This is a genomic window from Allobosea sp. NPDC055594 (assembly GCF_053618995.1).
On record NZ_JBSHIO010000004.1, the window covers coordinates 251,810 to 277,328 of the forward strand.

Sequence of the window (25,519 nt, forward strand, 5' to 3'; positions counted from 1 at the left end):
TGAACGATTGAATGAGAACAAATTCTATCTACGCTGCGTTCCCCTGTTGCAGTGCATTCAGAATTCGGCACTGCGAAACGGAAGCTGCCGGGACGAGAGGACTGCCATGTCGTTCGCCTATCATGCCTATGAAGCGGTTCATATGATGGTCAGCCCGGCGCGGGCCATGTCCGATGCCATGCATCTCGCCTTCAAGAACCCGGCGAATCCGCTGACCTACACCCCGTTCGGGCGCTCGGTCGCCGCCTCCTGCGAATTGTTCGAGCGGACGACGCGCCGCTACGGCAAGCCGGCCTTCGGCCTCGCCGAGACAACGGTCGGCGGCGTCAGGGTCGCAGTCGAGGAACGCGTCGTCTGGCAGCGTCCCTTCTGCAACCTGGTCTATTTCGACCGCCAGATCGGCCAGCGCCGCAAGCCGCAGCCCAAGGTGCTGATGGTCGCGCCGATGTCGGGCCATTACGCCACGCTGCTGCGCGGCACGGTCGAGGCCTTCCTGCCCGATCACGAGGTCTACATCACCGACTGGGTCGACGCCCGGCTGGTGCCGATGGCGGCCGGCCGCTTCGACCTCGACGACTATATCGACTACGTCATCGCCATGCTGCAGAAGCTCGGCCCCGACACCCATGTCATGGCCGTCTGCCAGCCCTCCGTGCCGGTGCTCGCGGCGATCGCCCGGATGGAGGCCGAGGGCGACCCGAACGCGCCGCGCTCGATGACGCTGATGGGCGGGCCGATCGACACCAGGCGCTCGCCGACCGCGGTCAACGATCTCGCCATGGAACGCGGCACCGACTGGTTCCGCCGCAACTGCATCACAAGGGTGCCGTTCCCGCATCTCGGCGCCTTCCGCGAGGTCTATCCCGGCTTCCTGCAGCTTTCGGGCTTCATGGCGATGAATTTCGACCGCCACCTGACCGCGCATTACGACATGTACAAGCACCTGGTCGCCGGCGACGGCGATTCGGCCGAGAAGCACCGTGATTTCTACGACGAATATCTCGCCGTGATGGACCTGACCGCCGAGTTCTATCTCGAGACGGTCGACAAGGTCTTCGTCCAGCACGCGCTGCCGAAGGGCGAGCTGATGCACCGCGACAAGCCGGTCGATCTGACGGCGGTGCGCCGCGTCGCGCTGATGACGGTCGAGGGCGAAAAGGACGACATTTCCGGCGTCGGCCAGACCAAGGCAGCGCATGATCTGTGCGTCAACATCCCCGACGATCTGCGGGCCGAGTATCTGCAGATGGGCGTCGGCCATTACGGCGTCTTCAACGGCTCGCGCTTCCGCTCCGAGATCGCACCGCGGATCTCCGACTTCATGCTGACGCTCGACATGAAGGCCGCCAGCGAGCGCCGCAACGAAAGCGCTACGACCGCCCGCAAGGCGCTGAAGGTCGCAGGCTGAGGCGGCGGGCTAAGCCCGCCCCTTCCTCTCCCGTCACGAATCCCGCACAATCGCGGCGATGCGGTTCTCTCTGTTCAAGCGCCAGCCCGATCCGGACCGGATCGAGGTCGCGCATGCCGGCGCCGTCTATCCGGTCGCCGTGAAGCGACGCGCCGCGGCGCGGCGCATGACGCTGCGGGTTTCGCAGGCGACCGGCGAGGTCACGCTGACCCTGCCGGAGCGCGCCGATTTCGCCCTGGGCCGCAGCTTTGCCCAGAACCATGGCGGCTGGATCGCGGCAAGGCTGGCCAAGCGCCCGGCCGGCGTGCCGTTCGAGCCCGGCGCGTTGGTGCCGCTGCGCGGCACGCCCCACCGCATCATGCACTGGACCAAGCTGCGGGGTGTCACCCGCGCCGCGCTTTCAAGCGATGGCGAGCCGATCATCACGGTCTGCGGCGAGGCCGCCCATGTCGCAAGAAGGGTCAAGGACTTCCTGCGCCGCGAAGCGCTCGCCGATCTCGAGCGGGCCGTGCGGGTCCATACGGCGACGCTCGGCATCCCCGCCCGCAAAATCACCATCCGCGACACCACCAGCCGCTGGGGCTCATGCTCGTCGAAGGGCCATCTCAATTTCTCCTGGCGGCTGATCCTGGCGCCGCCTTTGGTGCTCGACTACCTCGCCGCCCATGAGGTCGCGCATCTCAAGGAGATGAACCATTCGCACCGCTTCTGGGCCCTGACCCACAAACTCTGCCCGCGCACCGAGGAGGCCGAAGCCTGGCTGAAGCGCCATGGCGCCTCGCTGCACGGCTATGGCTGAGCGCGCGGCACGCCCTCGCGGATCAGCCGCGAGAAATCCGGGTCGTCGAGCGAGATCGTCTTCGCCCGCTCGCTGATCCGGCCGAGCCGGACCAGCTCCGCCAGCGGCAGATCCTGCCGGACCGCGCCGATATCCTTGAGATAACCCGGCAGATAGCCGGAGAGCAGGACGCGCGGGTCGAGCGGCAGCGTGAAGCTCCAGCCCGGCGAGACCGAGGCGACGAGCCGGTAGACCACCGTGGTGCAGTTCGTGGCGATGGTGTTGTACCAGCGCGGCTGCGCCGCGAGCCGGTTCACATCAGCGGCATAGGCGAGCAGCACCTCGCGCGCCTGTTCCGGCGAAGCGCGCAGACGGAACATCCGGACATCCTCGCCGCGCGCATGGGTGCGCAGGCCGACGACATCGCGCTCATCGGCGGTGACATAGGCCATCTCGTAGACCCGGAAAAAGCCGGCGAGCGACGACCATTCCTCGCCCTTCTCGCGCCTGACCTCGATCGAGAAGGTCAGCGGCAGGGAATCGCTGAAATTGAAGCTGACCAAGAGGTGGGCGATCGCCTCGCCCGACCAGTAGGAGAGGAAAAGGTCGATGCCCTCGACCTTACTCAGGTCGTAGCTGCGCGTCTCCCAGCGCTGGTCGTAATCGGCTTCGGTACGCCAGCGGAAATTGCGGAAATTACTGACGGTGAGCTTGTCGCCCTCGCGAGCGATCTCGGGCAGCCGGGCCAGCTCGGGAATCCAGTCGCGCTGATGCGAGGGCTGCATGCTGCTCCACCAGCCGAGCAGGCCGATGAAGAGCACGGCGAAGGACAAGGGCAGCCGCGGCGCACCGGTCCACAGGCCGATCGCGCCCGCAAGGCCGGCGAGCCCGAAGGCGACCGCACCGGCAGTGCCCATCGCCCCCGGCACGCGAAAGACCAGGAGCCCGGCGCCCCACAGTGTGGCGCCGAGAACAACGAGCGTCAGCAACGCTTGCAGGAGAAAAAGAAAGAGGCGGCTCATCGCCGCCTCTCATAGCATGTTCCGCAAAAGTGGTAGCCACTTTTGCGATCAGAACATGCTCAAGGTCTTGATCTGGCGCGAATTCTTGTCGTTCTGCCGATATCGGCAGAACGGAGCGCGCGCCAGCATGACGTCGCGACGCACGCTCAGGCGGCGAGCGAGTTCGTCGGCGCCGCCGCCTTCACCGCGTCGTCGACATGGGCCTCGAACTTCTCGAAGTTCTTGGCGAACATGCCGATCAGGTTCTTGGCGGTCTCGGCGAAAGCGGCCTTATCCTGCCAAGTCTTCACGGGATAGAGGATGTGCGGCTCGACGCCGGGCACCGAAGTGGGAACGGCGAAGCCGAAATAGGGATCCCGGCGGAAATCGGCGCGGTTCAGCGACCCGTCGAGCGCCGCCGTCAGCAGGCGCCGCGTGACGCGGATCGGCATGCGCCGGCCGACGCCATAGCCGCCGCCGGTCCAGCCGGTGTTCACCAGCCAGCAATCGACATGGTGCTTGGCGATGAAGTCGCGCAGCAGATTGGCGTATTCCGACGGGTGGCGCGGCAGGAAGGGCGAACCGAAGCAGGTCGAGAACTCCGGCTGCACGCCGACCAGACCGCGCTCGGTGCCGGCGACCTTGGCGGTGTAGCCGGAGAGGAAGTGGTACATCGCCTCGGCCGGGGTCAGCTTGGCGATCGGCGGCATCACGCCGAAGGCGTCGGCCGTCAGCATCACGATGTTCTTCGGCGTGCCGGCACGGCCGGTGCGCGAGGCGTTCGGGATGAAGTCGAGCGGATAGGCCGAGCGGGTGTTCTCGGTCTTGGTCTGGTCGTCGAAATCGACCTCGCGCGAGATCGGGTCCATGACGATGTTCTCGAGCACCGTGCCGAAGCGCTGCGAGGCCGCATAGATCTGCGGCTCGGCCTCGGCCGAGAGCTTGATCGTCTTGGCGTAGCAGCCACCCTCGAAATTGAAGATGCCTTCCTTCGACCAGCCATGCTCGTCGTCACCGATCAGGGTGCGGTCGGGATCGGCCGAGAGCGTGGTCTTGCCGGTGCCGGAGAGGCCGAAGAACACGGCCGGATCGTCATTGCGCCCGACATTGGCCGAGCAGTGCATCGGCACCACGCCCTTGGTCGGCAGCGTGTAGTTCAGATAGGTGAAGACCGACTTCTTCATCTCGCCGGCATAGGCGGTGCCGCCGATCAGCACGATCTTGCGGGTGAAGTCGATCGCGATCACCGTCTCGCTGCGGCAGCCATGGCGCTTCGGGTCGGCGCGGAAGCTCGGCAGGTCGACGATGGTCAGCTCGGGCACATAGGAGGCGATCTCGGCCGCCTCGGGGCGGATCAGGAGATTGCGGATGAAGAGCGAATGCCAGGCGAATTCGGTGAAGACGCGGGCCTTGACCCGGTGAGCCGGATCGGCGCCGCCATAGAGGTCCTGCGCGAACAGCTCGCGCCCCTCGGCATGTTTCAGGAAATCGGCGAGCAGGACATCGAACTGCTCGGACGAGATCGCGCCGTTATTGTCCCACCAGACGGTGCTCTCGGTCAGCGCGTCGCGGACGACGAACTTGTCCTTGGGCGAACGGCCGGTATGGCTGCCTGTATCGGCGCAGAGCGCGCCGCCGCGGGCGATCTGCGATTCGCCGCGCTTCAGGGATTCCTCATAAAGCCGGGCCGCCTCGAGGTTCCAGTAGACCGCCTTGAGCCGCTGCAGGCCGAACTTGTCCGCGCCATGGGCGGCGTTGACGTGACCGATGGTCTCCACTGGCAATTCCTCCTGCCATGTAGCCGCCTGCTTTGGACGCCGGCGCTTGCGAATGAAACGGGGTCAGATGAAGCGACCCGCGCTGAAGGGCGATGACTGCGACGGCTCTTTAGGCGCATGACGAGGCCGGCTCAAGTCACCTGGAGCGGGGCAAGCCGGCGGATCACCTTCTAAATCGTTTGAAAAAGCAGGCGTGGTGAATCGTCGCGGTCAGCTGCCGGCTCGCGCCTTGGCGGCGAGCGCGACGAGGGTCTTGCGCAGGGCATCGGGGCTGGTCACCGGCTCGTCGAAATTCAGCCGCAGCACCTTGTCGCCGAGCGAGAGATCGCAGCCATCGGGGTCGAGGCTGCTGATCCGCCAGGCGCCGTCCTTGGCCCCGAGCAGTGCGGTGGCGTAGAGCCTGACCGCGTCGGCATGGTCGGCATTCATGTGCGCGACCGCGCCTTCCTCGGCCTCGATCAGGGCCTGTGCCTGGGTGCAGTCGCTCACGAGATCGGCCGCCTCCAGTTCATAGGCCTTGCCGAAGCCGCCATTCAGGCTGGCGCGCCCGAGCCTGAGGGCGAAGAAGGAGAAGTCCGGAAAATCGGCATAGAGCGACGCCTTCGGCTGGCGGGCGAGGAAGCGCCGGCGGATGCGCCGGCCCTCCGCGCTGTCGCGCTCGACCTTCTGCGCCCGGACCTGGAGGGTGATGCGGGGGTGGGCGAGCGGATCACCCTTGCCGCCGGGCGCGAGCAAAAGCGAGGCGCGCGGATCGGCCTCGAGATTCCCGGTATGGCCGGAGAGCGCCGAGATCAGGATCAGCGGCGTGCCGTCGACATCGGTGGCGAGGCTGGTCAGGCTGGCGAAGGGATGGCCCTCGCGCGTCAGCGTCGCCAGCGCGGCCGAGCGCGTGCTGCGCAGCAATGTCTTCGCCAGACCGCGCGCCGTCGCATCGGTCGGGCGGATCGGGTCGATCGCCATGGCACTTTTCCGTTCCTGCAGGGTTTTTCAGGGTGAGACGTAGCGAAACCGCCTCGGCATGGCTAGATTGCAGCCATGCTTTGGCCGTTCTCGCGCGAGAGTGGACCCTTTGATTGCAACGTCGAGAGATGAAAGCCTTATGCCAACCATTGCGCTGGTCGACGACGACCGCAACATCCTGACGTCGGTCTCCATTGCACTCGAGGCCGAAGGTTACCGGATCCTGACCTATACCGACGGCGCCTCGGCGCTGGACGGGCTGAAGCAGAATCCGCCCGACCTCGCCATTTTCGACATCAAGATGCCGCGCATGGACGGGATGGAGCTGCTGCGCCGCCTGCGCCAGAAATCCGATCTGCCGGTGATCTTCCTGACCTCGAAGGACGAGGAGATCGACGAGCTCTTCGGCCTGAAGATGGGCGCCGACGACTTCATCCGGAAGCCGTTCTCGCAGCGCCTCCTGGTCGAGCGCGTCAAGGCGATCCTGCGTCGTGCCGGCGCCAAGGACGCCGCAGCCCCGGCCCGCACCGAGGACGCCAAGGCGCTCGAGCGCGGCCTGCTGCGCATGGACCCGGAGCGCCACACCTGCACCTGGAAGGGCGAGGCGGTGACGCTGACGGTGACAGAGTTCCTGATCCTGCAGTCGCTGGCGCAGCGCCCGGGCGTGGTGAAGAGCCGCAATGCCCTGATGGATGCCGCCTATGACGACGAGGTCTATGTCGACGACCGCACGATCGACAGTCACATCAAGCGGCTGCGCAAGAAGTTCAACCAGGTCGATCCGGAGTTCGACATGATCGAGACGCTATACGGCGTCGGCTATCGCTTCAAGGAGAGCTGAGCCCGGCATCGGTGCCGCCGATAACGGATTCACAGGCTCGCATTGCGAGGATATGAGCCGGTTATGGCGACGATCGAAAAGGAAGGGACCCACCCTGCCGCTCCGGGCTGGATCTCGACGCTGCGCCGCCGGCTGGCGCTGATCGGCCGGCGCGCGGTGCGTGCCGTCTCGGCCCGCGCCGCCTCGAGCCTGACCCGGCGCATCGTCGTCCTCAACCTCGCCGGGCTCGTGGCGCTGCTCGTCGGCTTCCTCTATCTCAACCAGTTCCGAGAGGGGCTGATCGAAGCGCGGGTCCAGAGCCTTCTGACCCAGGGCGAGATCATCGCCGGCGCGATCGCCGCCTCCGCCACGGTCGAGACCGACACGATCGCGATCGACCCCGACAAGCTCTTGCAGATGCAGGCCGGTGAAAGCGGCCTGATCGCCGAGGACCCGCTCGATTTCTCGATCAATCCGGAAAAGGTCGCGCCGCTGCTGCGCCGGCTGGTCACTCCGACCAAGACGCGGGCCCGAATCTACGACAAGGACGGGATGCTGACGCTCGATTCGCGCAACCTCTACTCGCGCGGCGACATCATGCGGCTCGACCTGCCCCGCGTCGGCGAATCCGACGAGCCGCCGCTGCTGGAACGGACCTGGAACCTGTTCCGCAACCGGCTCGGGCGCGCCGACCTGCCCGTCTACGACGATTTCGCCAATGCCAACGGCAAATCCTATACCGAAGTCGCCCGCGCGCTCGCCGGCTCGCCGGCGAGCGTGGTGCGCGTCAACACCCGCGGCGAGACCATCGTCTCGGTCGCCGTTCCGGTGCAGCGCTTCCGGGCCGTGCGCGGCGCCCTGCTGCTCTCGACGCAGGGCGGGGACATCGACAGCGTCATCTCCGCCGACCGCTACGCCATCTTCCAGGCCTTCACCGTCGCCGCCGGCGTGATGATCGTGCTTTCGGTGCTGCTCGCCGGCACCATCGCCGAGCCGATCCGCAAGCTCGCCGACGCCGCCCAGCGCGTCCGCCGCGGCGTCAAGTCGCGCGAGGAGGTCCCGGACTTCTCCAGCCGCCATGACGAGATCGGCCATCTCTCCGCCTCCTTCCGCGAGATGACGCGCGCGCTCTACGACCGCATCGAGGCGATCGAGAGCTTCGCCGCCGACGTCGCCCATGAGCTGAAGAATCCGCTGACCTCGCTGCGCAGCGCCGTCGAGACGCTGCCTTTGGCGAAGAGCGACGAATCCCGCGGCCGCCTGCTGGCGGTGATCCAGCACGATGTGAAGCGGCTCGACCGGCTGATCTCGGACATCTCCGACGCTTCGCGGCTCGATGCCGAGCTCGCCCGCGACGACGCCGTGCCGCTCGACGTCGCGCAATTGCTCGAGGCGGTGGTCTCGGTGCAGAACCAGACCCGCCGCGAGGGCCAGCCGGAGGTAGAGCTCTCGATCGAGCGACGCGGGCAGCGGCCGGCCGCGCCGGCCGGCAGCAACGTCTTCCGCGTGCTCGGCCACGATTCCCGCCTGGGACAGGTCATCGTCAACCTGATCGAGAACGCCCGCTCCTTCTCGCCAGCCGACAAACCTGTGAGGATCAAGCTCTCGCGCGTCGCCGCAGATGTGCTGATCACCGTCGAGGATGACGGGCCGGGCATTCCGTCCCATGCGCTGGAGCGGATCTTCGAGCGCTTCTACACCGACCGGCCGGAACATGGCTTCGGCCAGAATTCCGGCCTCGGCCTGTCGATCTCGCGCCAGATCATCGAGGCGCATCGCGGCACGATCCGGGCGGAGAACCGCTACGAGTCCGAGCAGTCGGAAGGCGAGGACAAGCCGCTGGGCGCGCGCTTCGTGGTTCGCCTGCCGGCTGCGCCGCAACCGGCATGAGCAAGATGAAACGTCCCGAGACCCTGCATGCCGGCGCCGTCGCGATCGGCGAGACCGGCATCCTGATCCGCGGCCCTGCCGGCTCCGGCAAATCGAGCCTCGCGCTCGCCCTGATCGGCCTGGCGCGGGCGCAAGGGCAGTTCGCGCGGCTGGTCTCCGATGACCGCACCGGGATCGCGGCCCGCGCCGGGCGGTTGATCGCCCGGCCGGTCGCACCGCTCGAAGGACTGGTCGAGCGCCGCGGCCTCGGCCTGACACCCGAGCCGCATCTCGGCGCCGTGGTGATCCGCCTCGTCGTCGACTGCGGCACCGAGCCGCAGCGCATGCCGGAACCCGAAGAGCTGGTGGATACGCTGGCGGGCATCGCACTACCGCGGCTGCGGGTGACCGGGCGGGCCGGCGACGAACATCTGGTGCTCGCAGCACTCGCACTTTTCACCGGGGCGGCCTAAGCTCAGATTCGACGAGTTCGAGACAAGCGCTTGCCTATCCTTCGCACCTGCCGCATAAACCGCGACCTTGTCCGGGCGCCACAGGCGCTCTCCGGTGGTGTTGAATGATCGGACTCGTGCTTGTGACGCATGGGCACCTGGCGACGGAATTCCGCGCCGCCCTTGAACACGTCGTCGGCCCTCAGGAAAACCTCGCCACGATCGCCATCGCCCCCGATGACGACATGGAAGGTCGTCGCCGCGACATCATCGCGGCAGTCGAGCAGGTCGAGAGCGGCAAAGGCGTCATCGTGCTCACCGACATGTTCGGCGGCACGCCTTCCAATCTCGCCATCTCGGTGATGGAGCCCGGCCGCATCGACGTCGTCGCCGGGATCAATCTGCCGATGCTGATCAAGCTCGCCAGCGTGCGCGAGGAAAAGACCCTCGACGAAGCCGTCACCAGCGCGCAGGATGCCGGCCGCAAATACATCACGGTCGCCAGCCGCGTGCTTGCGGGCAAATGAGGGCCGAGTTGGACGAGATGCGCGAAGAGGACTGCGACTGTTCGGAGGTCGAAATCCCGGCCGGGGCCGTCCATGGCGAGTTCGAGATCGTCAACAAGAAGGGCCTGCACGCCCGCGCCACGGCGAAATTCGTGCAATGCGCCTCGGGCTTCGACGCCGACATCACCGTGAGCCGCTGTGGCGAGACCGTCGGCGCGACCTCGATCATGGGCATTCTGACGCTCGGCGCCGGCATCGGCTCGACCATCACCGTCGTCGCGCAGGGCAACGAGGCTCAGCAGGCCCTGAAGGCGCTGGAAGCGCTGGTCGCCGACCGGTTCGGCGAAGGCGAATAGGCTTCGGCCGTCTTCCCGGGCGGAGCGCAACGCAGACCCGGCCCTCTCCCAGAACGAGGCAGCAGCCCTGTACGCTCACCATGTCTTGCCCCGGTCAGGCCGGGCATCACGTGTTTGCCGGCCCGCCACGGCGAGACATAAAGACATCTTTATATCTTTGATTGCGCTCTGCCGGCAGCCCTGCTAGAGAGCCCTCCATCATCGCAGAACCATCGATTGGAGCGCTCCCGTGTCGAAGCAGGACTACGTCGTCAAGGACATCACGCTTGCGGATTTCGGCCGCAAGGAGATCAACATGGCCCAGGACGAGATGCCGGGCCTGATGGCGATCCGCGCCGAGCACAAGGGCAAGAACCCGCTGAAGGGCGCACGCATCGCCGGCTGCCTGCACATGACCATCCAGACCGCGGTGCTGATCGAGACCCTGAAGGATCTCGGCGCCGATGTGCGCTGGTCGTCCTGCAACATCTTCTCGACCCAGGACCACGCCGCCGCCGCGATCGCCGCCACCGGCACGCCGGTCTTCGCGATCAAGGGCGAGACGCTGGAGGAGTACTGGGAATACGTGCTGCGCACCGCCACCTGGGGCGATGGCGGCACGCCGAACATGATCCTCGACGATGGCGGCGACCTGACCATGCTGATCATCCTCGGCGCCGAGGCCGAGGCCGGCAATGCCGCCTTCCTCGACAAGCCGGGCAATGAGGAAGAGACGATCTTCTTCAAGCTGATCAAGCGCGAGCTCGCCGCCAATCCGGGCTGGTTCACCAAGACCCGCGCCGCGATCAAGGGCGTCTCGGAGGAGACCACCACGGGCGTGCATCGCCTCTACGACCTTGCCAAGGCCGGCCGCCTGCCCTTCCCGGCGATCAACGTCAACGACAGCGTCACCAAGTCGAAGTTCGACAACCTCTATGGCTGCCGCGAGTCGCTGGTCGACGCCATCCGCCGCGGCACCGACGTGATGATGTCCGGCAAGGTCGCGGTCGTCGCCGGCTATGGCGACGTCGGCAAGGGCTCGGCCGCCTCGCTGCGCCAGGCCGGCTGCCGCGTGCTCGTCACCGAAATCGACCCGATCTGCGCCCTGCAGGCGGCGATGGAGGGCTATGAGGTCGTCACCATGGAAGACGCCACCTCGCGCGGCGACATCTTCGTGACCGCCACCGGCAATTGCGACGTCATCACCGTCGACCACATGCGTGCGATGAAGCACCGCGCCATCGTCTGCAATATCGGCCATTTCGACTCGGAGATTCAGGTCGCCGGCCTGAAGAACTTCAAGTGGGACAACGTCAAGCCGCAGGTCGACGAGGTCGAGTTCCCCGACGGCAAGCGCATCATCCTGCTCTCGGAAGGCCGCCTGGTGAATCTCGGCAACGCGACCGGCCACCCGTCCTTCGTGATGTCCTGCTCGTTCTCGAACCAGACGCTGGCCCAGATCGAGCTGTGGAACCACCACGCCAAGTACGAGAACAAGGTCTACACGCTGCCCAAGCATCTCGACGAGAAGGTCGCGGCGCTGCATCTCGCCAAGGTCGGCGCCAAGCTGACCGTGCTGACCGACGCGCAGTCGAAATATCTCGGTCTCGCGCAGACCGGCCCGTTCAAGCCGGAACTCTATCGCTACTGAGCGGCAAGAACCGCTGAGACGACGAAAGCCCGGCCTCGCGCCGGGCTTTTTTCATGGCGCCTGCATTGCGGCCCCTCAGCCGGCGGCAGCCGCCGCTACGGGCTCGCTGCGGACAGGGCCAAGCCCGGCGACCGCTTCCTCGATATCGTGGGCAATGAAATCGACGTCGACCGCGGCAGCACTCTCCTCGGCTCCACGCGGCTCGGCCGGATCGCGCCAGAACACCAGACCGATCCGCAGATCGGGCCGGGCCCGCTTCAGGCGCCGCACCAGGAAGCGGCCATGGCGCAGGGAATCGCGGCTCAGCAGGCAGAGCAGGACCGCGTCCGGCCCCGCGGCGAGCAGCGCCCGCAGCCTTGCGGCCTCCAGATCGGCGAAGCCGGCGCTTGACGCGTCCGCGCCCTGATGGAGCAGGACCTGCGCGAGCATGGCGGCGCTCGCATCGTCGAGGGCGTTCCTGCCACCGAGACAGAGGACGGTCCGGCCGGCCAGCGCCGGCAGCCGCCCATCCCGCCCGGCTTCGTCGCCAGGCTGCGCCGCCTCGCCTTTCTCGGCCTCGTCCGAACCGGCCCGCGGCTCCGCGAACTCGCCGAGATTGGCGACCAGGGCGCGCGCCGTCGCCGCGACGCTCTCGCGCTGCTCGGCGCTCATCACCCCGCGGGCGCGATCACGCTCGGCGAGGATCAGCGCCGGGATCGCGACCCGGCCATAGACCTCGGGCAGGGATTGCTCCTCGAGCAGCTCGTCGAGCTGGTCGGTCGCCTCGTCCGGGTCGTTGGCGAGCAGGCGCTGATAGAGCCGGGCTTCGGGATCGAGCACCGGTTCGCTGCCGAACAGGACCTCGAAGAAGCGGAACTGCGGCACATGCTTGCCGAGGACGACGAGGCAGACGGTCAGCGGCGTCGAGAGCACCAGGCCGACCGGCCCCCAGAGCCAGGTCCAGAAGATCGCGGCGACGATGATGGCGAGCGGGGATAGCCCGGTCCCCGAGCCATAGAGCCAGGGCTCGACGACATTGTTGCTGATCAGCTCCATGACGAGAAAGAGCGCCACGACCCAGAGCACGAGCGACCAGTCCGGCGAGACCGCGACAGCCAGGAAGAGCGGCAGCACCATCGAGATGGCGGGGCCGATATAGGGCACGAAGCGCAGGATGATGGCGAGCGCGCCCCAGAGCATCGCATTGGGGATGCCGATCAGCCAGAGGCCGAGGGCGACCGGAATGCCATAGGTGACGTTCACGACGAGCTGCATCAGGAGATAGCGGCCGACGCGGCTGCCGGCGTCCTGCAGCGCTTCGGTGGTCCGGTGCAGGTCGCTGTAGCCGACCAGGCGGATGAAGCGGTCGCGCAGATCCTCCCGCTCGAGCAGCATGAAGATCACCACGACGATGACCAGTCCGGCGGTCGCGAGCGGCCCGACCAGGGACAGGATCATGCTGGTCAGCAGCTGGATGGGCCTCTCGGGCGAATAGATCTCGACGAGGATCGGATTCGCCGAGCGCTGGCTCTCGACGGTCTGGCTTGTATCCTCGGGCTGGCTGATCTCCTTGCCGACCCGCTCGACGGCATCGGTGATCCGCTTGACGATGCCACTGCCGGTGCCCGTGTCCTTGGCCGACCTGATTTTCGTCAGAATATTCGACTGATAGGTCGGCAATTGCTGCGCGAGCTCGCCGACCTGCGTCACGACGACGAAGCTGAAGGCGGAGATCGCGATGAAGGCCGCCGTGACCGCGGCGATGACCGCCGGCATGCGGGGCATGCCGGATTTGCGGATCATCGAGACGACCGGCGCCAGTGCGAAGGTGAGGAGCACCGCGATGGCGAGAGGCATGAAGACCTCCCGGGCGAAATAGAGCACCGCGATCGCGCCGACCAGCACCATCAGAGGCGGCAGGGCGTCCGGCATGATCGTTGCGCCGGTGAAAGACCCCGCCTTGCCCGAATCCGGCAGCCGCGCCTGCCCGTTCTCCCGCCCGCTCGCCATCGCACCCCCCTCTATCCGAGCCGACAACGCGGCACCGGCGAAAATGATCCGGTCGTGCACCGCGAAAGCGCCGTGCTCCGGTCCTGGCCAACCCCGGTCCCGACCGTCCCGTTTCGGGGCTGCGCCGCCCGATCCGACTTTACCGTCGATTAAGCACTTCCTGCCGGACTCTCCCGATGAGTAGAGTGGCAGTGATTCGAGCCCTCGACCGCCCAGGCGGGTCGCGGCCGGATTTCGTTCACTGGTGGCTTTGCGGCGTTGCGGCGTGGATTCTTTCCAAGGCCGCGGCGCGCGTTTGCAATGGCGGTCTCCCTATCCGATTTCGGCCAATCGAGGCCGGACTGACGAGATGACGGAAGCGATGATGAGACGTGCAAGGCAGTTGGGGCGCAGATTGGACGGGACGGCATCCCGCCTGGTCCTGGCCGGCCTGGCCGGCGGGATCAGCCCGAGCCCTGCCCTGGCGCAGGCCGAAACGCTGTTCGCGCTGCAAGGCACCACGTTGAGCGCCGGCCTCCTCTCGCTGATGTTCACCGGCCTCGTGGTCTTCGCCACCACCACCTCGCTCTTCTATGTCCACGAGCGCTCGCGCTGGCAGCGGCGCGAGAGCGAACTCGCCGCCGGGCTGGAAGCGGCGCGCGGCCATCAGGAACGGCTCGCCGCCCTGCTCGCGGCCGATCCGCAGGTGGTGCTGAGCTGGGACGGCCCCGGCGCCAATCCGGTCTTCGAGGGCGATAGCGGCTTTCTCGGCGTCAACGGCTCGGCGATGGCGCTGGCCTATGGCTCCTGGGCACCGCCCGCCGAAGCCAAGCGGATGGAGCTCGCGACAGAAGCGTTGAAGGAACGCGGCGAGGCCTTCGCCTTCACCTTCCGGGCCAAGGGCGGGCAATATGTCGACGCGGAAGGACGACCGGTCGCCGGCCGCGCCGTGATCCGCCTGCGCGAGGCCAGCGGCGAACGCGCCCGGACACTGACCCTGCAGGACGAGCTCGTCCGGGTCAGCTCCGACCAGGCGACCTTGGCGACCTTGCTCGCGGGCCTGCCCCAGCCGGTCTGGACCCGCGCCAGCGATGGCCGGCTGAGCTGGGCCAACGCGGCCTATGCCCGCGCGGTCGAAGCGGCGGATGGCGACGCAGTGGTCAAGAATGGGCTCGAGCTGTTCGACCGCTCGGAGCGCGAGGCCGCCGCCCGGGCACGCAAGGAGGGCCGTCCCTATACGGTGCGGGCTCCGGTCGTGATCGCCGGCCAGCGCCGCATCGTCGACATTCTGGAAACGCCGACCCCCTCGGGCTTCGCCGGCATCGCCACCGATATGAGCGAGCTCGAGGCAGTACGCGCCGATCTGCAGCGCCAGATGGATGCGCATGTGGGCACGCTCGACCGGCTGAAGACCGCCGTCGCGGTCTTCGACGCCTCGCAGCGGCTGGTCTACCACAATAGCGGCTACGAAACGCTTTGGTCGCTAGATCCGAGCTTCCTGGAGAGCCGGCCCAGCGATGGCGAGATCCTCGACCGGCTGCGCACCGAGCGCCGCCTGCCCGAGCTCGGCGACTACCGCAGCTGGAAGGCCGGCGTGCAGGCCGCCTACACAGCGACCCGCGCCAGCGAGGACTGGTGGTATCTGCCCGACGGGCGCACCATCCACGTCGTCGCGAGCCCGCATCCGCAGGGCGGCGTGACCTATCTCTTCGACGACGAGACCGAGCGCTTCACCCTCGAATCGCGCTTCAACGCCCTCTCGCGCACCCAGCGCGAGACGCTGGATTCGCTGCGCGAGGGCGTCGCGGTGTTCGGCTCCGACGGCCGCCTCAAACTCTCCAACCCCGCCTTCTCGCAGCTCTGGAAGCTCGCGCCGGAGCGCACCGTCGGCGCGCCCCATATCGACGAGGTCGTCAGGCTGTGCCGGCCGCTCTTCCCGGAGGATGCGGTCTGGACCGAGATTCGCAGTGCGGTCGCCGGCGTGCGCGATGCGCGCGAGGATTACCGCTGTCATATGGCGAGGCGTGACGGAACGGTGCTCGACTGCTCGGCGGCGCCGCTGCCGGACGGGGCGACGCTGATCACCTTCGCCGACGTCACCGCAGGCGTGAATGTCGAGCGGGCGCTGACCGAGCGCAACGAGGCGCTGGAGAAGGCCTCGCGGCTGCGCGAGGAGTTCGTCCATCACGTCTCCTACGAGCTGCGCTCGCCGCTCACCAACATCATCGGCTTCGCGCAATTGCTGGGCGAGGAGACGATCGGCGCGCTCAACGAGAAGCAGCGCGACTATGCCGGCCACATCGTGCGCTCCTCGGGGGCGCTGCTCGCCATCATCAACGACATTCTCGACCTCGCCTCGATCGACAATGGCGCGCTGGCGCTCAATCTCGATGAGGTCGACGTCGCGCAGACGATCGCCCAGGCGACGACCGGGCTGCAGGACCGGCTCACCGACAGCAAGCTCAAGCTGCAGGTCGAGATCGCGCCCCAAACCGGGCCGCTGCGGGCCGACGGCAAGCGCCTGCGCCAGATCCTGTTCAACCTGATCTCGAACGCCATCGGCTTCTCGCAGCCGGGCCAGACCATCCGGATCAGCGCCGGACGCGTCGGCGGCGAAATCCGCATCACCGTGGCCGATGACGGCCGTGGCATCCCGGACGAGGTCAAGGAGAAGGTGTTCGACCGGTTCGAGAGCCATTCCCTGGGGTCGCGCCATCGCGGCGTCGGTCTCGGCCTGTCGATCGTCCGCTCGATCGTCGAGCTGCATGGCGGCCGGATCGAGCTGGAATCGGCGCCGGGCGCCGGCACCCGCGTCACCGCCGTCTTCCCGCCCGAGGGCATGCGCATCTCGGACGCTGCGGAATGAGCGAGGAAGCCGCCAAGGCGGGCACGCATACCCTGGTCCTCAGCGACGAAGCCGCGACCACCAGGCTGGCGCGCGACATCGCCGACATCCTCAGGACCGGCGACATCGTCGCACTTTCCGGCCATCTCGGCGCCGGCAAATCCCTGATCGCCCGGGCGATGCTGCGGCGGCTGGCCGAGGATCCGGAACTCGAGGCACCGAGCCCGACCTTCACCCTGGTCCAGAGTTACGACGCCCCGAAGGGCCTGCTGCTCCATGCCGATCTCTACCGCGTGCGCAGCCCCGACGAGCTCGACGATCTCGGGCTGATCGAGGATCTGGAGCGGGCGATCACCCTGGTCGAGTGGCCCGACCGCGCCGGGGCGCGCCTGCCGGCCGGGCGCCGGCTCGACATCGTCATCGAGGTCGACCCGGAGAACCCCGAGACCGGGCGGATCGCGACGCTTTCGGGAGGCGTGCTCTGGCGCGCCCGGCTCGCCATCGCCATCGGGGCGCGGCGGATGATCGACGCCGTCGGCTGGAGCGATGCCGACCGCCAGTTCATGCTGGGCGACGCCTCGAGCCGGGCCTATGAGCGGCTGGTGCGGGAGAATGGCGAGACCGCGATCCTGATGATCTCGCCGCCGCGCCCGGACGGGCCGGCGATCCGGCAGGGCAAGCCCTATAGCGCCATCGCCCATCTCGCCGAGACGGTCGATGCCTTCGTGGCGATGGACAAGGGTCTGCGCTCGCTCGGCCTCTCGGCACCGCAGATCCTCGCCCAGGACCTCTCGACCGGCCTGCTGCTGATCGAGGATCTCGGGCCCGGCCTGGTGATCGACGAGAATGGGCCGATCCCGGAGCGCTACGAGGCGGCGGCACGGCTGCTCGCCGAACTGCACCGCCACGCCCTGCCGACCATCCTGCCGGTGGCCGAGGCGCGCGACCACGTCATCCCCGATTACGACCGCGAGGCGCTGGCGATCGAAACCGAGCTGGTGCTCGACTGGTATGCCCCGCACATCGCCGGAGTGACGCTGCCGGCGGTGACGCGGGCCGAGTTCGGCCGGATCTGGGACAGGCTGTTCGACGAGGTCTTCGCGACGCCGGCGACCTGGACGCTGCGCGACTACCACTCGCCGAACCTGATCTGGCTGCCCGACCGGGTCGGCCATGCCCGGCTCGGGCTGATCGACTTCCAGGACGCCGTGCTCGGCCATCCCGCCTATGACCTGGTCTCGCTCGGCCAGGATGCGCGCATCGACGTGCCGGCGGCGCTGGAGCTGAAGCTGCTCGCCGCCTATGCCGGGGCGCGGCGCGGCAACGACCCGGCATTCGACCTCGCCGGCTTCGCCCGCGCCTATGCGATCCTCGGCGCGCAGCGCAACACCAAGATCGCCGGCATCTTCGCCCGTCTCGACAAGCGCGACGGCAAGCCGGGCTATCTGAAGCACCTGCCCCGGATCGAGGCCTATCTGCGCCGCGATCTCGAGCATCCGGCGCTGGCCGAGCTCAAGGCCTGGTACCAGGCGCATCTGCCGAAGCTGTTCGCCACGCAGGAAGCCCCCGCCGAAGCATCGGCCGAGGCCGAGCCGGAGCCAGAAACCGGGGCGCCGGCTACCTCGCCACCCGAAGAACCGTGACAGCCGCCGAATCCGGCGAACAGCCGAGCTGACCGATCTCGCTACGATGGATTCCGGCGCTCCGCTTCGCTGCGGCCGGAATGGCGGCGCAGGTTGAGGCCGCAGGACTTGAGCGAATCCCGCCGGCATGGCTGATAGGCTGGACATGCCGAACGGCCAGGAGATTCGCTTGACGCAGACGACAACGCCGCCGATCCGCCGGGCGATCGTGCTGGCGGCCGGGCTCGGCAAGCGCATGCGCCCGATCACCGACACCCTGCCGAAGCCGCTGGTCGCTATCGGCGGCAAGACCATGCTCGACCATGCGCTCGACCGGTTGGCGGAAGCCGGCGTCGAGCGGGCGGTGGTCAATGTCCACCATCTGCCGGAGCGCATCGAAGACCATCTCGCGGCGCGCGAGCGGCCGCAGATCGTGATCTCCGACGAGCGCGGCCTTTTGCTGGAAACCGGCGGCGGCGCCAAGAAGGCGCTGCCCGAACTCGGAACCGAGCCGTTCTTCAGCGTCAACGCCGACTCGCTGTGGAGCGAGAACGGCATCTCCAACCTCGCCGCCATGGCCGCGGCCTGGGACCCGGCCCGGATGGACCTTTTGCTGCTGCTCTCGGAGCGCGCGGGCAGCGTCGGCTTCGACGGCGCCGGCGATTTCTTCCGCGATGCAGAGGGTCGGCTGGCACGGCGCGGCAAGGCCGCCAGCGCTCCCTTCGTCTATGCCGGCGTCGCGATCCTCAAGCCGGAACTCTTCGCCGACACGCCGGAGGGCTCGTTCTCGTTCAACCTGCTCTTCGACCGGGCGATCGCGGCCGGGCGGCTCTTCGGCCATGAACTCGACGGCCGCTGGCTGCATGTCGGCACGCCGGAGGCGATCCCGCTGGCGGAGGCCGCCTACGCCGCCCATCGGGCCTGAGCGGCATGGCCGGGCTCAACCTGTTCAGCATCCCGGCCGGCGCGCCGTTTCTCGCGGTGCTGGCGGAGGCATTGCTGGCCGGACGCTTCGGCAAGGCCCATGACCCCTGCGACCCGACGGCGCTGTCGCGCACGACGCTCTATCTGCCGACCCAGCGCGCCGCCCGCGCTCTCGCGGCGATCCTGTCGGAAAAACTCGGCGGCCGGCCGCTGCTCCTGCCGCGCATCGTGCCGCTCGGCGATGTCGACGAGGCCGAGACGGCGCTGATCGCCGGATCCGGCGAGATGCTGGCGCGCGTCGCGCCGATCGAACCGCTGCAGCGTCGGCTGATCCTGACCCGGCTGATCGCGCAATGGGGCAAGGCCGCCAACCGCCAGCATCTGCGGCTCGACCCGGCCGAGCCGGCGCTGGTGCCCTCGACGCTCGCCGAGGCCTGGGGCCTCGCCGGCGACCTCGCCGGCCTGCTCGACCAGATGCAGACCGAAGGCGTCTCACCCGAGCGGCTGCGCGGCCTCGACGCCGCCCGCTTCGACGAGATCTGGCAGTTCAACGCCCGTTTCCTCGATATCGTCGCCGAGACCTGGCCGGCGATCCTGGCCGAGCGCGGCGAATGCGACCCGGCCGATTTTCGCAACCGCATGCTCGAGGCCGAGCGCCGGCGCCTCGAGGCCGGCGGCCTCTCCGGCCCGGTGATCGCCGCCGGCTCGACCGGCACGGTGCCGGCGACAGCGCGACTGCTCGCCACGATCGCCCGTCTGCCGAACGGCGCGGTGGTACTGCCCGATCTCGACGAGGCGCTGCCGGAGCCAGCCTGGCGGGCGATATCCGGGGAGCCCACGCCCTCGCATCCGCAGGCCGCCCTGCATCATCTCCTGGAGGTGATCGGCGCCGGCCGCGACGAGGTCGAGAACCTGGCCGGGCCGACCGAGACCTTGGCCGCCCGGCGCGACCTGCTGCGGCAGGCGATGCTGCCGGCGACGGTCACCGATGGCTGGGCCGGCATCGCCACCGCGCCCGGCGCGGACACGGCACTCGCCGGCCTGCGCGTCGTCGAAGCCGCCGACGAGCGCGAGGAGGCGCTCGTCGCCGCGCTCGCCTTGCGCGAGGCGCTGGAACGGCCGGGCGAGCGCGCGGCGCTGATCACGCCGGATCGCGGTCTCGCCGAGCGTGTCGCGATCGAGCTTCGGCGCTGGGGCATCGTCGCCGACGATTCCGCCGGCTTGCCGCTCGGGCGCTGGCCCGCCGGGGCGCTGCTGCGCCTCGTCCTCGACGCCGTCGCGACGGAGTTCGCGCCGGCCGGCATCGTCGCCCTGCTGGCGCACCCGCTCTGCCGGCTCGGGCTCAAAGAGGCCGTGCTGCGCCAGGGCGCGGCGACGCTGGAGATCGGCTGCTGGCGCGGCGAGACGGTCGGCCGCGGCCTGGCCGGGCTGCACCGGGCCTTTGCCGGGATCGAGGACCTGATCGATGCCAAGCATGCGCCGCGCCCGCGTCGCAAGCTGACGCCGGAGGATCGCGCCGCCGCCGAGCAGGTGCTCGCGCGCCTCGACGCGGCCCTGGCGCCACTGGCGGCGGCGCTCGCCCGGCGCGAGCCGGTGCTCGCCGAGGTCGCGGGCGCCGCCCGCGCCGCCGTCGCGGCACTCGGCAGCGACGAGAGCGGCAGTTCTCTGGTCTTCCGCGGCCCCGATGGCGAGGCGCTGGCCGCGCTGTTCGACGAGATCGAGGCCGCGCTGGCGGAAGCCCCGACGGAAGGGCGGGCGCGCGACTGGATCGCGATCCTCTCCGGGCTGATCGACGAGCGCGCGGTGGTCAGGCGCGAGCCCGGACATCCCCGCCTGAAGATCTGGGGCCTGCTCGAAGCCCGCCTGCTCGAAGCCGAGCATGTCGTGCTCGGCGGGCTGATCGAAGGCGTCTGGCCGCCGGCGACACAGACCGATTCCTTCCTCAACCGGCCGATGCGCGCCGAGCTCGGCCTGAGTTCGCCGGAACGGCGCATCGGCCAGACCGCGCATGACTTCGTCCAGGCGGCACTGGCGGGCAGGGTGACGCTGACCCGCGCCCGCAAGGCCGGCGAGGCCGAAACCATCCCCTCGCGCTTCTGGCAGCGCCTGAAGGCAGTGACCCCTGCCGATGCCTGGCAGGCGGCAGAAGCGCGCGGCCGTGAACTGGTCGACTGGGCCGGTCTGCTCAGCGCCCCGGCGCGGGCGACGCCGGCGAGCCGGCCGAAGCCGGTTCCGGCGCCGCATCTCCACCCTAAGCGGCTCAGCGTCACCGAGGTCGAGACGCTCTACCGCGACCCCTATGCGCTGTTCGCTCGCAAGATCCTGAAGCTCGACGCCCTGCCCGAGATGGCGGAGGACCCCGGCGCCTCCGATCGCGGCTCCCTGCTGCACGACATCGTCGCCGAGTTCGCGCAGACCTATCCCGAGCAGATGCCGGCCGGCGCCGCCGCCAGCCTGATCGAGATCGGCGAGCGGATGTTCCGCGCCTTCGACGAGACGCCGGAGGTGCGCGCCTTCTGGTGGCCGCGGTTCCTGATGATCGTGCAGAACTTCGTCGGCTGGGAGGAGAGGCGGCGCCCGGAACTCGCCAGGGTCGCGGTCGAGCACGACACCCAAGGCGAGTTTCCCTTGCCGGGCGGTGGTGGCATCCTGCTGACCGGCCGCGCCGACCGGATCGAGGTAACGCGCGAGGGCAAGCTCAGGATCATCGACTTCAAGACCGGGGCGCCGCCGAGCGACGAGCAGGTCAGGCTCGGCTTCGCCCCGCAACTGACGCTCGAAGCCGAGCTTGCGCTGCGCCACGGCTTTCCGCCCACCGTCAGGGCCGCGCCTGTCGAGGCGCTCATGTACCTGAAGCTCGGCCACGACCCGAAAAGCTGGCAGAAGGACAAGAAACTCGCCTTCAAGGATGAGAGCCAGGCCGACGTCACCGCCCGGCACCTCGCACATCTGCTCGCGCATCTTTCGGATTTGCGGGCCGGCAAGGAGCCCTATGTCTCGCGGCGGGCGCCGGCCTACATCAAATATGCCAGCCCTTATGACCAGCTCGCGCGGGTCAAGGAATGGTCGGCCGCGCCCGGCCTCGGCTCCGAGACGGGAGACGAGGCATGAGTGCCCACGCCACCCCTTCCGGCTGGGTGATCCCTGAGCTGACGAAGGCCAATCAGGCGCTGGCGGCCGAGCCCGATCTCAGCGCCTGGGTGGCCGCCAATGCCGGCTCGGGCAAGACGCATGTGCTGGTCAACCGGGTGCTGCGGCTCCTGCTCGACGGGGTCGCGCCCGGGCGGATGCTCTGCATCACCTATACCAAGGCCGCCGCCGCCAACATGTCGAACCGGCTGTTCCGGGCGCTCTCGGAATGGGCCGTAGCAGATGACGAGGCGCTACGCGCAACCCTGGCGAAGCTGACCGGAGAGGCGCCGGGCGCTGCCGGCCTCGCCCGGGCGCGGCGGCTGTTCGCCCAGGCGCTGGAGACGCCGGGCGGCCTCAAGATCGAAACCATCCACGCCTTCTGCACCCGCGTTCTGCAGAGCGCGCCCTTCGAGGCGAACGTGCCGGCGCGCTTCGAGGTCGCCGACGATCTCGCCCAGGACGAGCTGATGCGCGATGCCAGGCGCGATCTGCTCGCGACCGCCGCCGCCGACCCCAACGGACCGCAGGCGCGGGCGCTGCGTTTCATGGCGCGCGAGGCGGCGCAGGATAGTTTCGACCAGATCATGCGCGAGGCGCTGCACCAGCGCGCGCTGTTCAATGACGGCCTGGGCCGGGCGCGCAGCCCGGAGGAGATGGAAGCGGGCATTGCCGCCTTCCTCGGCATCGCGACGGAGCTGACGCCGGAGGCGGTGCAGCAGCGCTTCGGGGCGGAGCTGGCGGCCATCGGCGGTATCTCGGCGCTGATCGACAGCTTCGACGCCGGCAGCGCGACGCGGCAGAAGGCGGCGGCGGCGCTGCGGCTCGCGCTGTCGACGGAAGCCGGGATCGACCCGGTCGCCGCCTGCCGGGCCGGCATCCTGACCCTCGAAGGCACGGTCAGCCAGCATGTCCGCGGCAAGGGCAACAGCGCCCTGCCGGCCCATCTCGACGAGGCGCTCGATACCGTTGCCGGCTGCCTGCTGCGCGCGATCGAGCAGCTCAACGCCATCGCCGTGCGCGAGCGCAGCAATGCGCTCGCCGTGCTGGTGACGCATATCCTCGCCGCCTATCAGCGGCTGAAGGCACAGCGCTCGCTGCTCGACTATGACGATCTGATCGGCAAGACGCGCTCGCTGCTCGACCGGGTCGACCCGGCCTGGGCGCTCTACAAGCTCGATGCCGGCATCGACCACATCCTGCTCGACGAGGCCCAGGACACCAGCGCGGCGCAATGGGCGATCCTGCGCCGCCTCGCCGAGGAGTTCTCCGCCGGCGAGGGCGCGCGCGACCAGGCCCGGCCGCGCACAGTCTTCGTGGTCGGCGACGAGAAGCAGTCGATCTACGGCTTCCAGGGGGCGGCGCCGCGGCATTTCGGCGAGGAACGCGCCCGGCTGGGCAAGCGGCTGGACGCGGCCGGCCAGCGCTTCGCGCCGATCAGCCTCAACACCTCCTTCCGCTCGGCGCCGGACATCATGCAGGCGGTCGACGCCGTCTTCGCACCGCAGGCGCATTGGCGCGGCCTCGTCTTCGACGGCGGTGCCGGGCCGGAGCGGCACGATACGGTCCGGCAGGCGGCGATCGGCGCGGTCGATCTCTGGCCGATCTCTGCCGACGATGCCGGCGACAAGCCCGATGCCTGGACGACGCCGGTCGATGCGCCGGAGCGCCGCTCGGGGCTGGTCAAGCTCGCCGCGCGCATCGCCGAGGTGCTGAAGCGCTGGAAAGATGCCGGCCATGACGATCTCGGCCGACCGTTCAAGCCGGGCGACGTGATGATCCTGCTGCGCCAGCGCGGGGCGCTGTTCGAGGCGATCGTCAAGGCGCTGAAGGATGCCGGCGTGCCCGTCGCCGGGCGCGACCGGCTGACGCTCGCCGAGCATCCCGCCATCGAAGATCTGGTCGCGCTCGGCCGCGCCATCCTGCTGCCGCAGGACGACCTTTCGCTGGCGATCACGCTGAAGACGCCGCTGTTCGGGCTGGACGACGACGACCTCTTGCGCTTTGCACCGGAGCGGCAAGGCTCGCTGCGCGAGGCGCTACGCCAGGCCGCAGAGAGCGAGCCGCGCTATGCCTCTGCCGAGGCCAAGCTGACCGAACTCGGCGAGGATGCCGGGCGCAACGGCCCGTTCCGCTTCTTCGCCGGCCTGCTCGGCCCCGGCGGCGGGCGCAATCTCGCTCTGGCGCGGCTCGGGCCGGAGGCGGGCGACGCGCTCGACGCCTTCCTCAGCGCGGCGCTCGACCATGAACGGCGCTACGGGCCTTCGCTCGCCGGCTTCCTGCACCATATCGGTGCGGTCGCAACGCAGGTGAAGCGCGATCTCTCGGCCAGTGCCGGCGAGGTCCGGGTGATGACGGTGCATGGCTCGAAGGGGCTCGAGGCGCCGGTCGTCATCCTCGCCGATCTCGGCGTCGCGCCCGGCGAGCGGCGCCTGCCGAAGCTGATCAGCGTCGAAACGCCGGGCGGCGTGCCGGTGCCGATCTGGGCGCCGGCCAGGGCCGGCGATTCCAGCGCGACCCGGCGTGCCAAGGACGAGATCGTCGCCCAGATGATCGAGGAGCATCACCGCCTGCTCTATGTCGCGATGACGCGGGCCGAGGAGCGGCTGATCCTGTGCGGCGTGCAGGCCAAGGGCGAGGCGCCGGAGGGCTCCTGGTACGCCATGGCCGAGCTCGGGCTCTCTGCCTCGACGAGCGGGCTCGGCGAGGTCGCGGCGCCCGATGGCGATGGCACGGTCCGGCGCTTCATGGTCTCGCAGCCGCAGGCGCAGCCTAAAGCCGAGACGCAGGCGACGCAGGCTGGCGCCATCGCCCCGGCCTGGCTCGCCCGCTCCGCCCCGCCGGAGCAGGAAGCGCTGCCGCCGCTGCGGCCCTCCAACGCTCTGGGCGCCGCCGACGCCGCGGCCCGTCCGGCCGACGGCCCGTTCCTCGCCGAAGCGGCGGCGGCGGGGCGCCTGGCGCATCTCCTGCTCCAGATCCTGCCGGAGGTCCCGGCCGAAAGGCGCGGCGAGACCGCCCGCGCTTTGGCGGAAGCGCGCGGGACCAATCTTCCGGCCGAGCGCCGCCAGCGCATCTGCGCCGAGGCGCTGGCGCTGATCGCGCGGCCGGAGCTGGCGGCGTTGTTCGCGCCGGGCAGCCTCGCCGAAGCGCCGCTCGCCGGCGAGGTGACCTTGCCCGGCGGGCAGGTGCGCCCGGTGATCGGCCGGATCGACCGGCTGGTGGCGACCGATGACGAGGTGCTGATCGCCGATTTCAAGACGGCGGCGCGGGCGCCGAAGGACGCCGCCTCCCTGCCCGCGACGACGCTGGCGCAGCTTGCGGTCTACCGGCGCCTGGTCGGCGAGATCTATCCGGGCCGGACTGTCAGAGCGCTGGCGATCTACACGGCAAGCCTCACCGTGCTCGAGCCGAGCGCGGCGGAACTCGATGCCGTTCTGGCGAATTTGGCAGGGTAGACCTGCTTGATCGTGAGG

At 69.0% G+C, this 25,519-nt stretch carries 17 protein-coding genes; 13 read left to right on the forward strand and 4 right to left on the reverse strand.

Annotated features, from left to right (window positions below; genetic code table 11):
- Nucleotides 1-106 precede the first annotated feature (106 nt).
- Nucleotides 107-1,408 (forward strand): polyhydroxyalkanoate depolymerase, encoded by a 1,302-nt coding sequence (locus ACWGRX_RS10735; RefSeq protein WP_452117534.1) that lies wholly within the window; start codon nucleotides 107-109, stop codon nucleotides 1,406-1,408.
- Between the two features lie 58 nt (nucleotides 1,409-1,466).
- Nucleotides 1,467-2,207 (forward strand): M48 family metallopeptidase, encoded by a 741-nt coding sequence (locus tag ACWGRX_RS10740; protein ID WP_291638497.1) that lies wholly within the window; start codon nucleotides 1,467-1,469, stop codon nucleotides 2,205-2,207.
- Here the strand turns inward: ACWGRX_RS10740 and ACWGRX_RS10745 are convergent.
- From ACWGRX_RS10745 to ACWGRX_RS10755, 3 genes are all read right to left on the reverse strand, one after another.
- A complete protein-coding gene (locus tag ACWGRX_RS10745; protein ID WP_452117535.1) occupies nucleotides 2,198-3,208 on the reverse strand; it encodes an Lnb N-terminal periplasmic domain-containing protein in 1,011 nt (336 codons plus the stop codon). The two genes, ACWGRX_RS10740 and ACWGRX_RS10745, sit on opposite strands and share 10 nt — an antisense overlap.
- 146 nt (nucleotides 3,209-3,354) lie before the next feature.
- A complete protein-coding gene (locus tag ACWGRX_RS10750; RefSeq protein WP_452117536.1) occupies nucleotides 3,355-4,965 on the reverse strand; it encodes a phosphoenolpyruvate carboxykinase in 1,611 nt (536 codons plus the stop codon).
- Nucleotides 4,966-5,175: 210 nt separating this feature from the next.
- On the reverse strand, nucleotides 5,176-5,925 hold the full coding sequence (locus tag ACWGRX_RS10755; protein ID WP_452117537.1) for a HugZ family pyridoxamine 5'-phosphate oxidase: 750 nt from the start codon (nucleotides 5,923-5,925) through the stop codon (nucleotides 5,176-5,178).
- A 139-nt stretch (nucleotides 5,926-6,064) separates the two neighbouring features.
- On the opposite strand from ACWGRX_RS10755, the gene ACWGRX_RS10760 reads away from it, so the two are divergent.
- The 6 genes from ACWGRX_RS10760 (at nucleotide 6,065) to ahcY (ending at nucleotide 11,558) form a co-directional block, all read left to right on the forward strand.
- Nucleotides 6,065-6,766 (forward strand): response regulator transcription factor, encoded by a 702-nt coding sequence (locus ACWGRX_RS10760; protein WP_291646213.1) that lies wholly within the window; start codon nucleotides 6,065-6,067, stop codon nucleotides 6,764-6,766.
- Nucleotides 6,767-6,829: 63 nt separating this feature from the next.
- Complete coding sequence (locus ACWGRX_RS10765; RefSeq protein WP_452117538.1) at nucleotides 6,830-8,635, forward strand: stimulus-sensing domain-containing protein; 1,806 nt, start codon at nucleotides 6,830-6,832, stop codon at nucleotides 8,633-8,635.
- Nucleotides 8,632-9,087 carry an HPr kinase/phosphorylase gene (locus ACWGRX_RS10770; protein ID WP_452117539.1) on the forward strand — a complete coding sequence of 152 codons (456 nt, stop codon included), beginning with the start codon at nucleotides 8,632-8,634 and terminating at the stop codon, nucleotides 9,085-9,087. Before ACWGRX_RS10765 ends, ACWGRX_RS10770 begins: the two co-directional genes overlap by 4 nt.
- Before the next feature lie 104 nt (nucleotides 9,088-9,191).
- A complete protein-coding gene (locus ACWGRX_RS10775; RefSeq protein ID WP_291638490.1) occupies nucleotides 9,192-9,593 on the forward strand; it encodes a PTS sugar transporter subunit IIA in 402 nt (133 codons plus the stop codon).
- A 17-nt stretch (nucleotides 9,594-9,610) separates the two neighbouring features.
- Nucleotides 9,611-9,928: an HPr family phosphocarrier protein gene (locus ACWGRX_RS10780; protein ID WP_291646238.1), complete on the forward strand. Its 318-nt coding sequence runs from the start codon at nucleotides 9,611-9,613 to the stop codon at nucleotides 9,926-9,928.
- A 229-nt stretch (nucleotides 9,929-10,157) separates the two neighbouring features.
- Nucleotides 10,158-11,558 (forward strand): adenosylhomocysteinase, encoded by a 1,401-nt coding sequence (gene ahcY / locus ACWGRX_RS10785; protein WP_291638489.1) that lies wholly within the window; start codon nucleotides 10,158-10,160, stop codon nucleotides 11,556-11,558.
- Nucleotides 11,559-11,633: 75 nt separating this feature from the next.
- On the opposite strand, the gene ACWGRX_RS10790 is transcribed toward ahcY, so the two are convergent.
- Nucleotides 11,634-13,547, reverse strand: a complete 1,914-nt coding sequence (locus ACWGRX_RS10790) for an AI-2E family transporter (RefSeq protein WP_452117540.1) — start codon at nucleotides 13,545-13,547, stop codon at nucleotides 11,634-11,636.
- A 394-nt stretch (nucleotides 13,548-13,941) separates the two neighbouring features.
- Between ACWGRX_RS10790 and ACWGRX_RS10795 the strand changes: the two genes are divergently transcribed.
- From ACWGRX_RS10795 to addA, 5 genes are all read left to right on the forward strand, one after another.
- Complete coding sequence (locus ACWGRX_RS10795; protein ID WP_452117541.1) at nucleotides 13,942-16,392, forward strand: sensor histidine kinase; 2,451 nt, start codon at nucleotides 13,942-13,944, stop codon at nucleotides 16,390-16,392.
- Nucleotides 16,389-18,014, forward strand: coding sequence for a tRNA (adenosine(37)-N6)-threonylcarbamoyltransferase complex ATPase subunit type 1 TsaE (tsaE, locus tag ACWGRX_RS10800; protein WP_452117542.1), 1,626 nt, complete (start codon nucleotides 16,389-16,391; stop codon nucleotides 18,012-18,014). Before ACWGRX_RS10795 ends, tsaE begins: the two co-directional genes overlap by 4 nt.
- A 169-nt stretch (nucleotides 18,015-18,183) precedes the next feature.
- Complete coding sequence (locus tag ACWGRX_RS10805) at nucleotides 18,184-18,918, forward strand: nucleotidyltransferase family protein (RefSeq protein ID WP_452117543.1); 735 nt, start codon at nucleotides 18,184-18,186, stop codon at nucleotides 18,916-18,918.
- A 5-nt stretch (nucleotides 18,919-18,923) separates the two neighbouring features.
- Nucleotides 18,924-22,028: a double-strand break repair protein AddB gene (addB, locus tag ACWGRX_RS10810; RefSeq protein WP_452117544.1), complete on the forward strand. Its 3,105-nt coding sequence runs from the start codon at nucleotides 18,924-18,926 to the stop codon at nucleotides 22,026-22,028.
- Nucleotides 22,025-25,501, forward strand: coding sequence for a double-strand break repair helicase AddA (gene addA, locus ACWGRX_RS10815; RefSeq protein WP_452117545.1), 3,477 nt, complete (start codon nucleotides 22,025-22,027; stop codon nucleotides 25,499-25,501). Before addB ends, addA begins: the two co-directional genes overlap by 4 nt.
- Nucleotides 25,502-25,519: the final 18 nt, after the last annotated feature.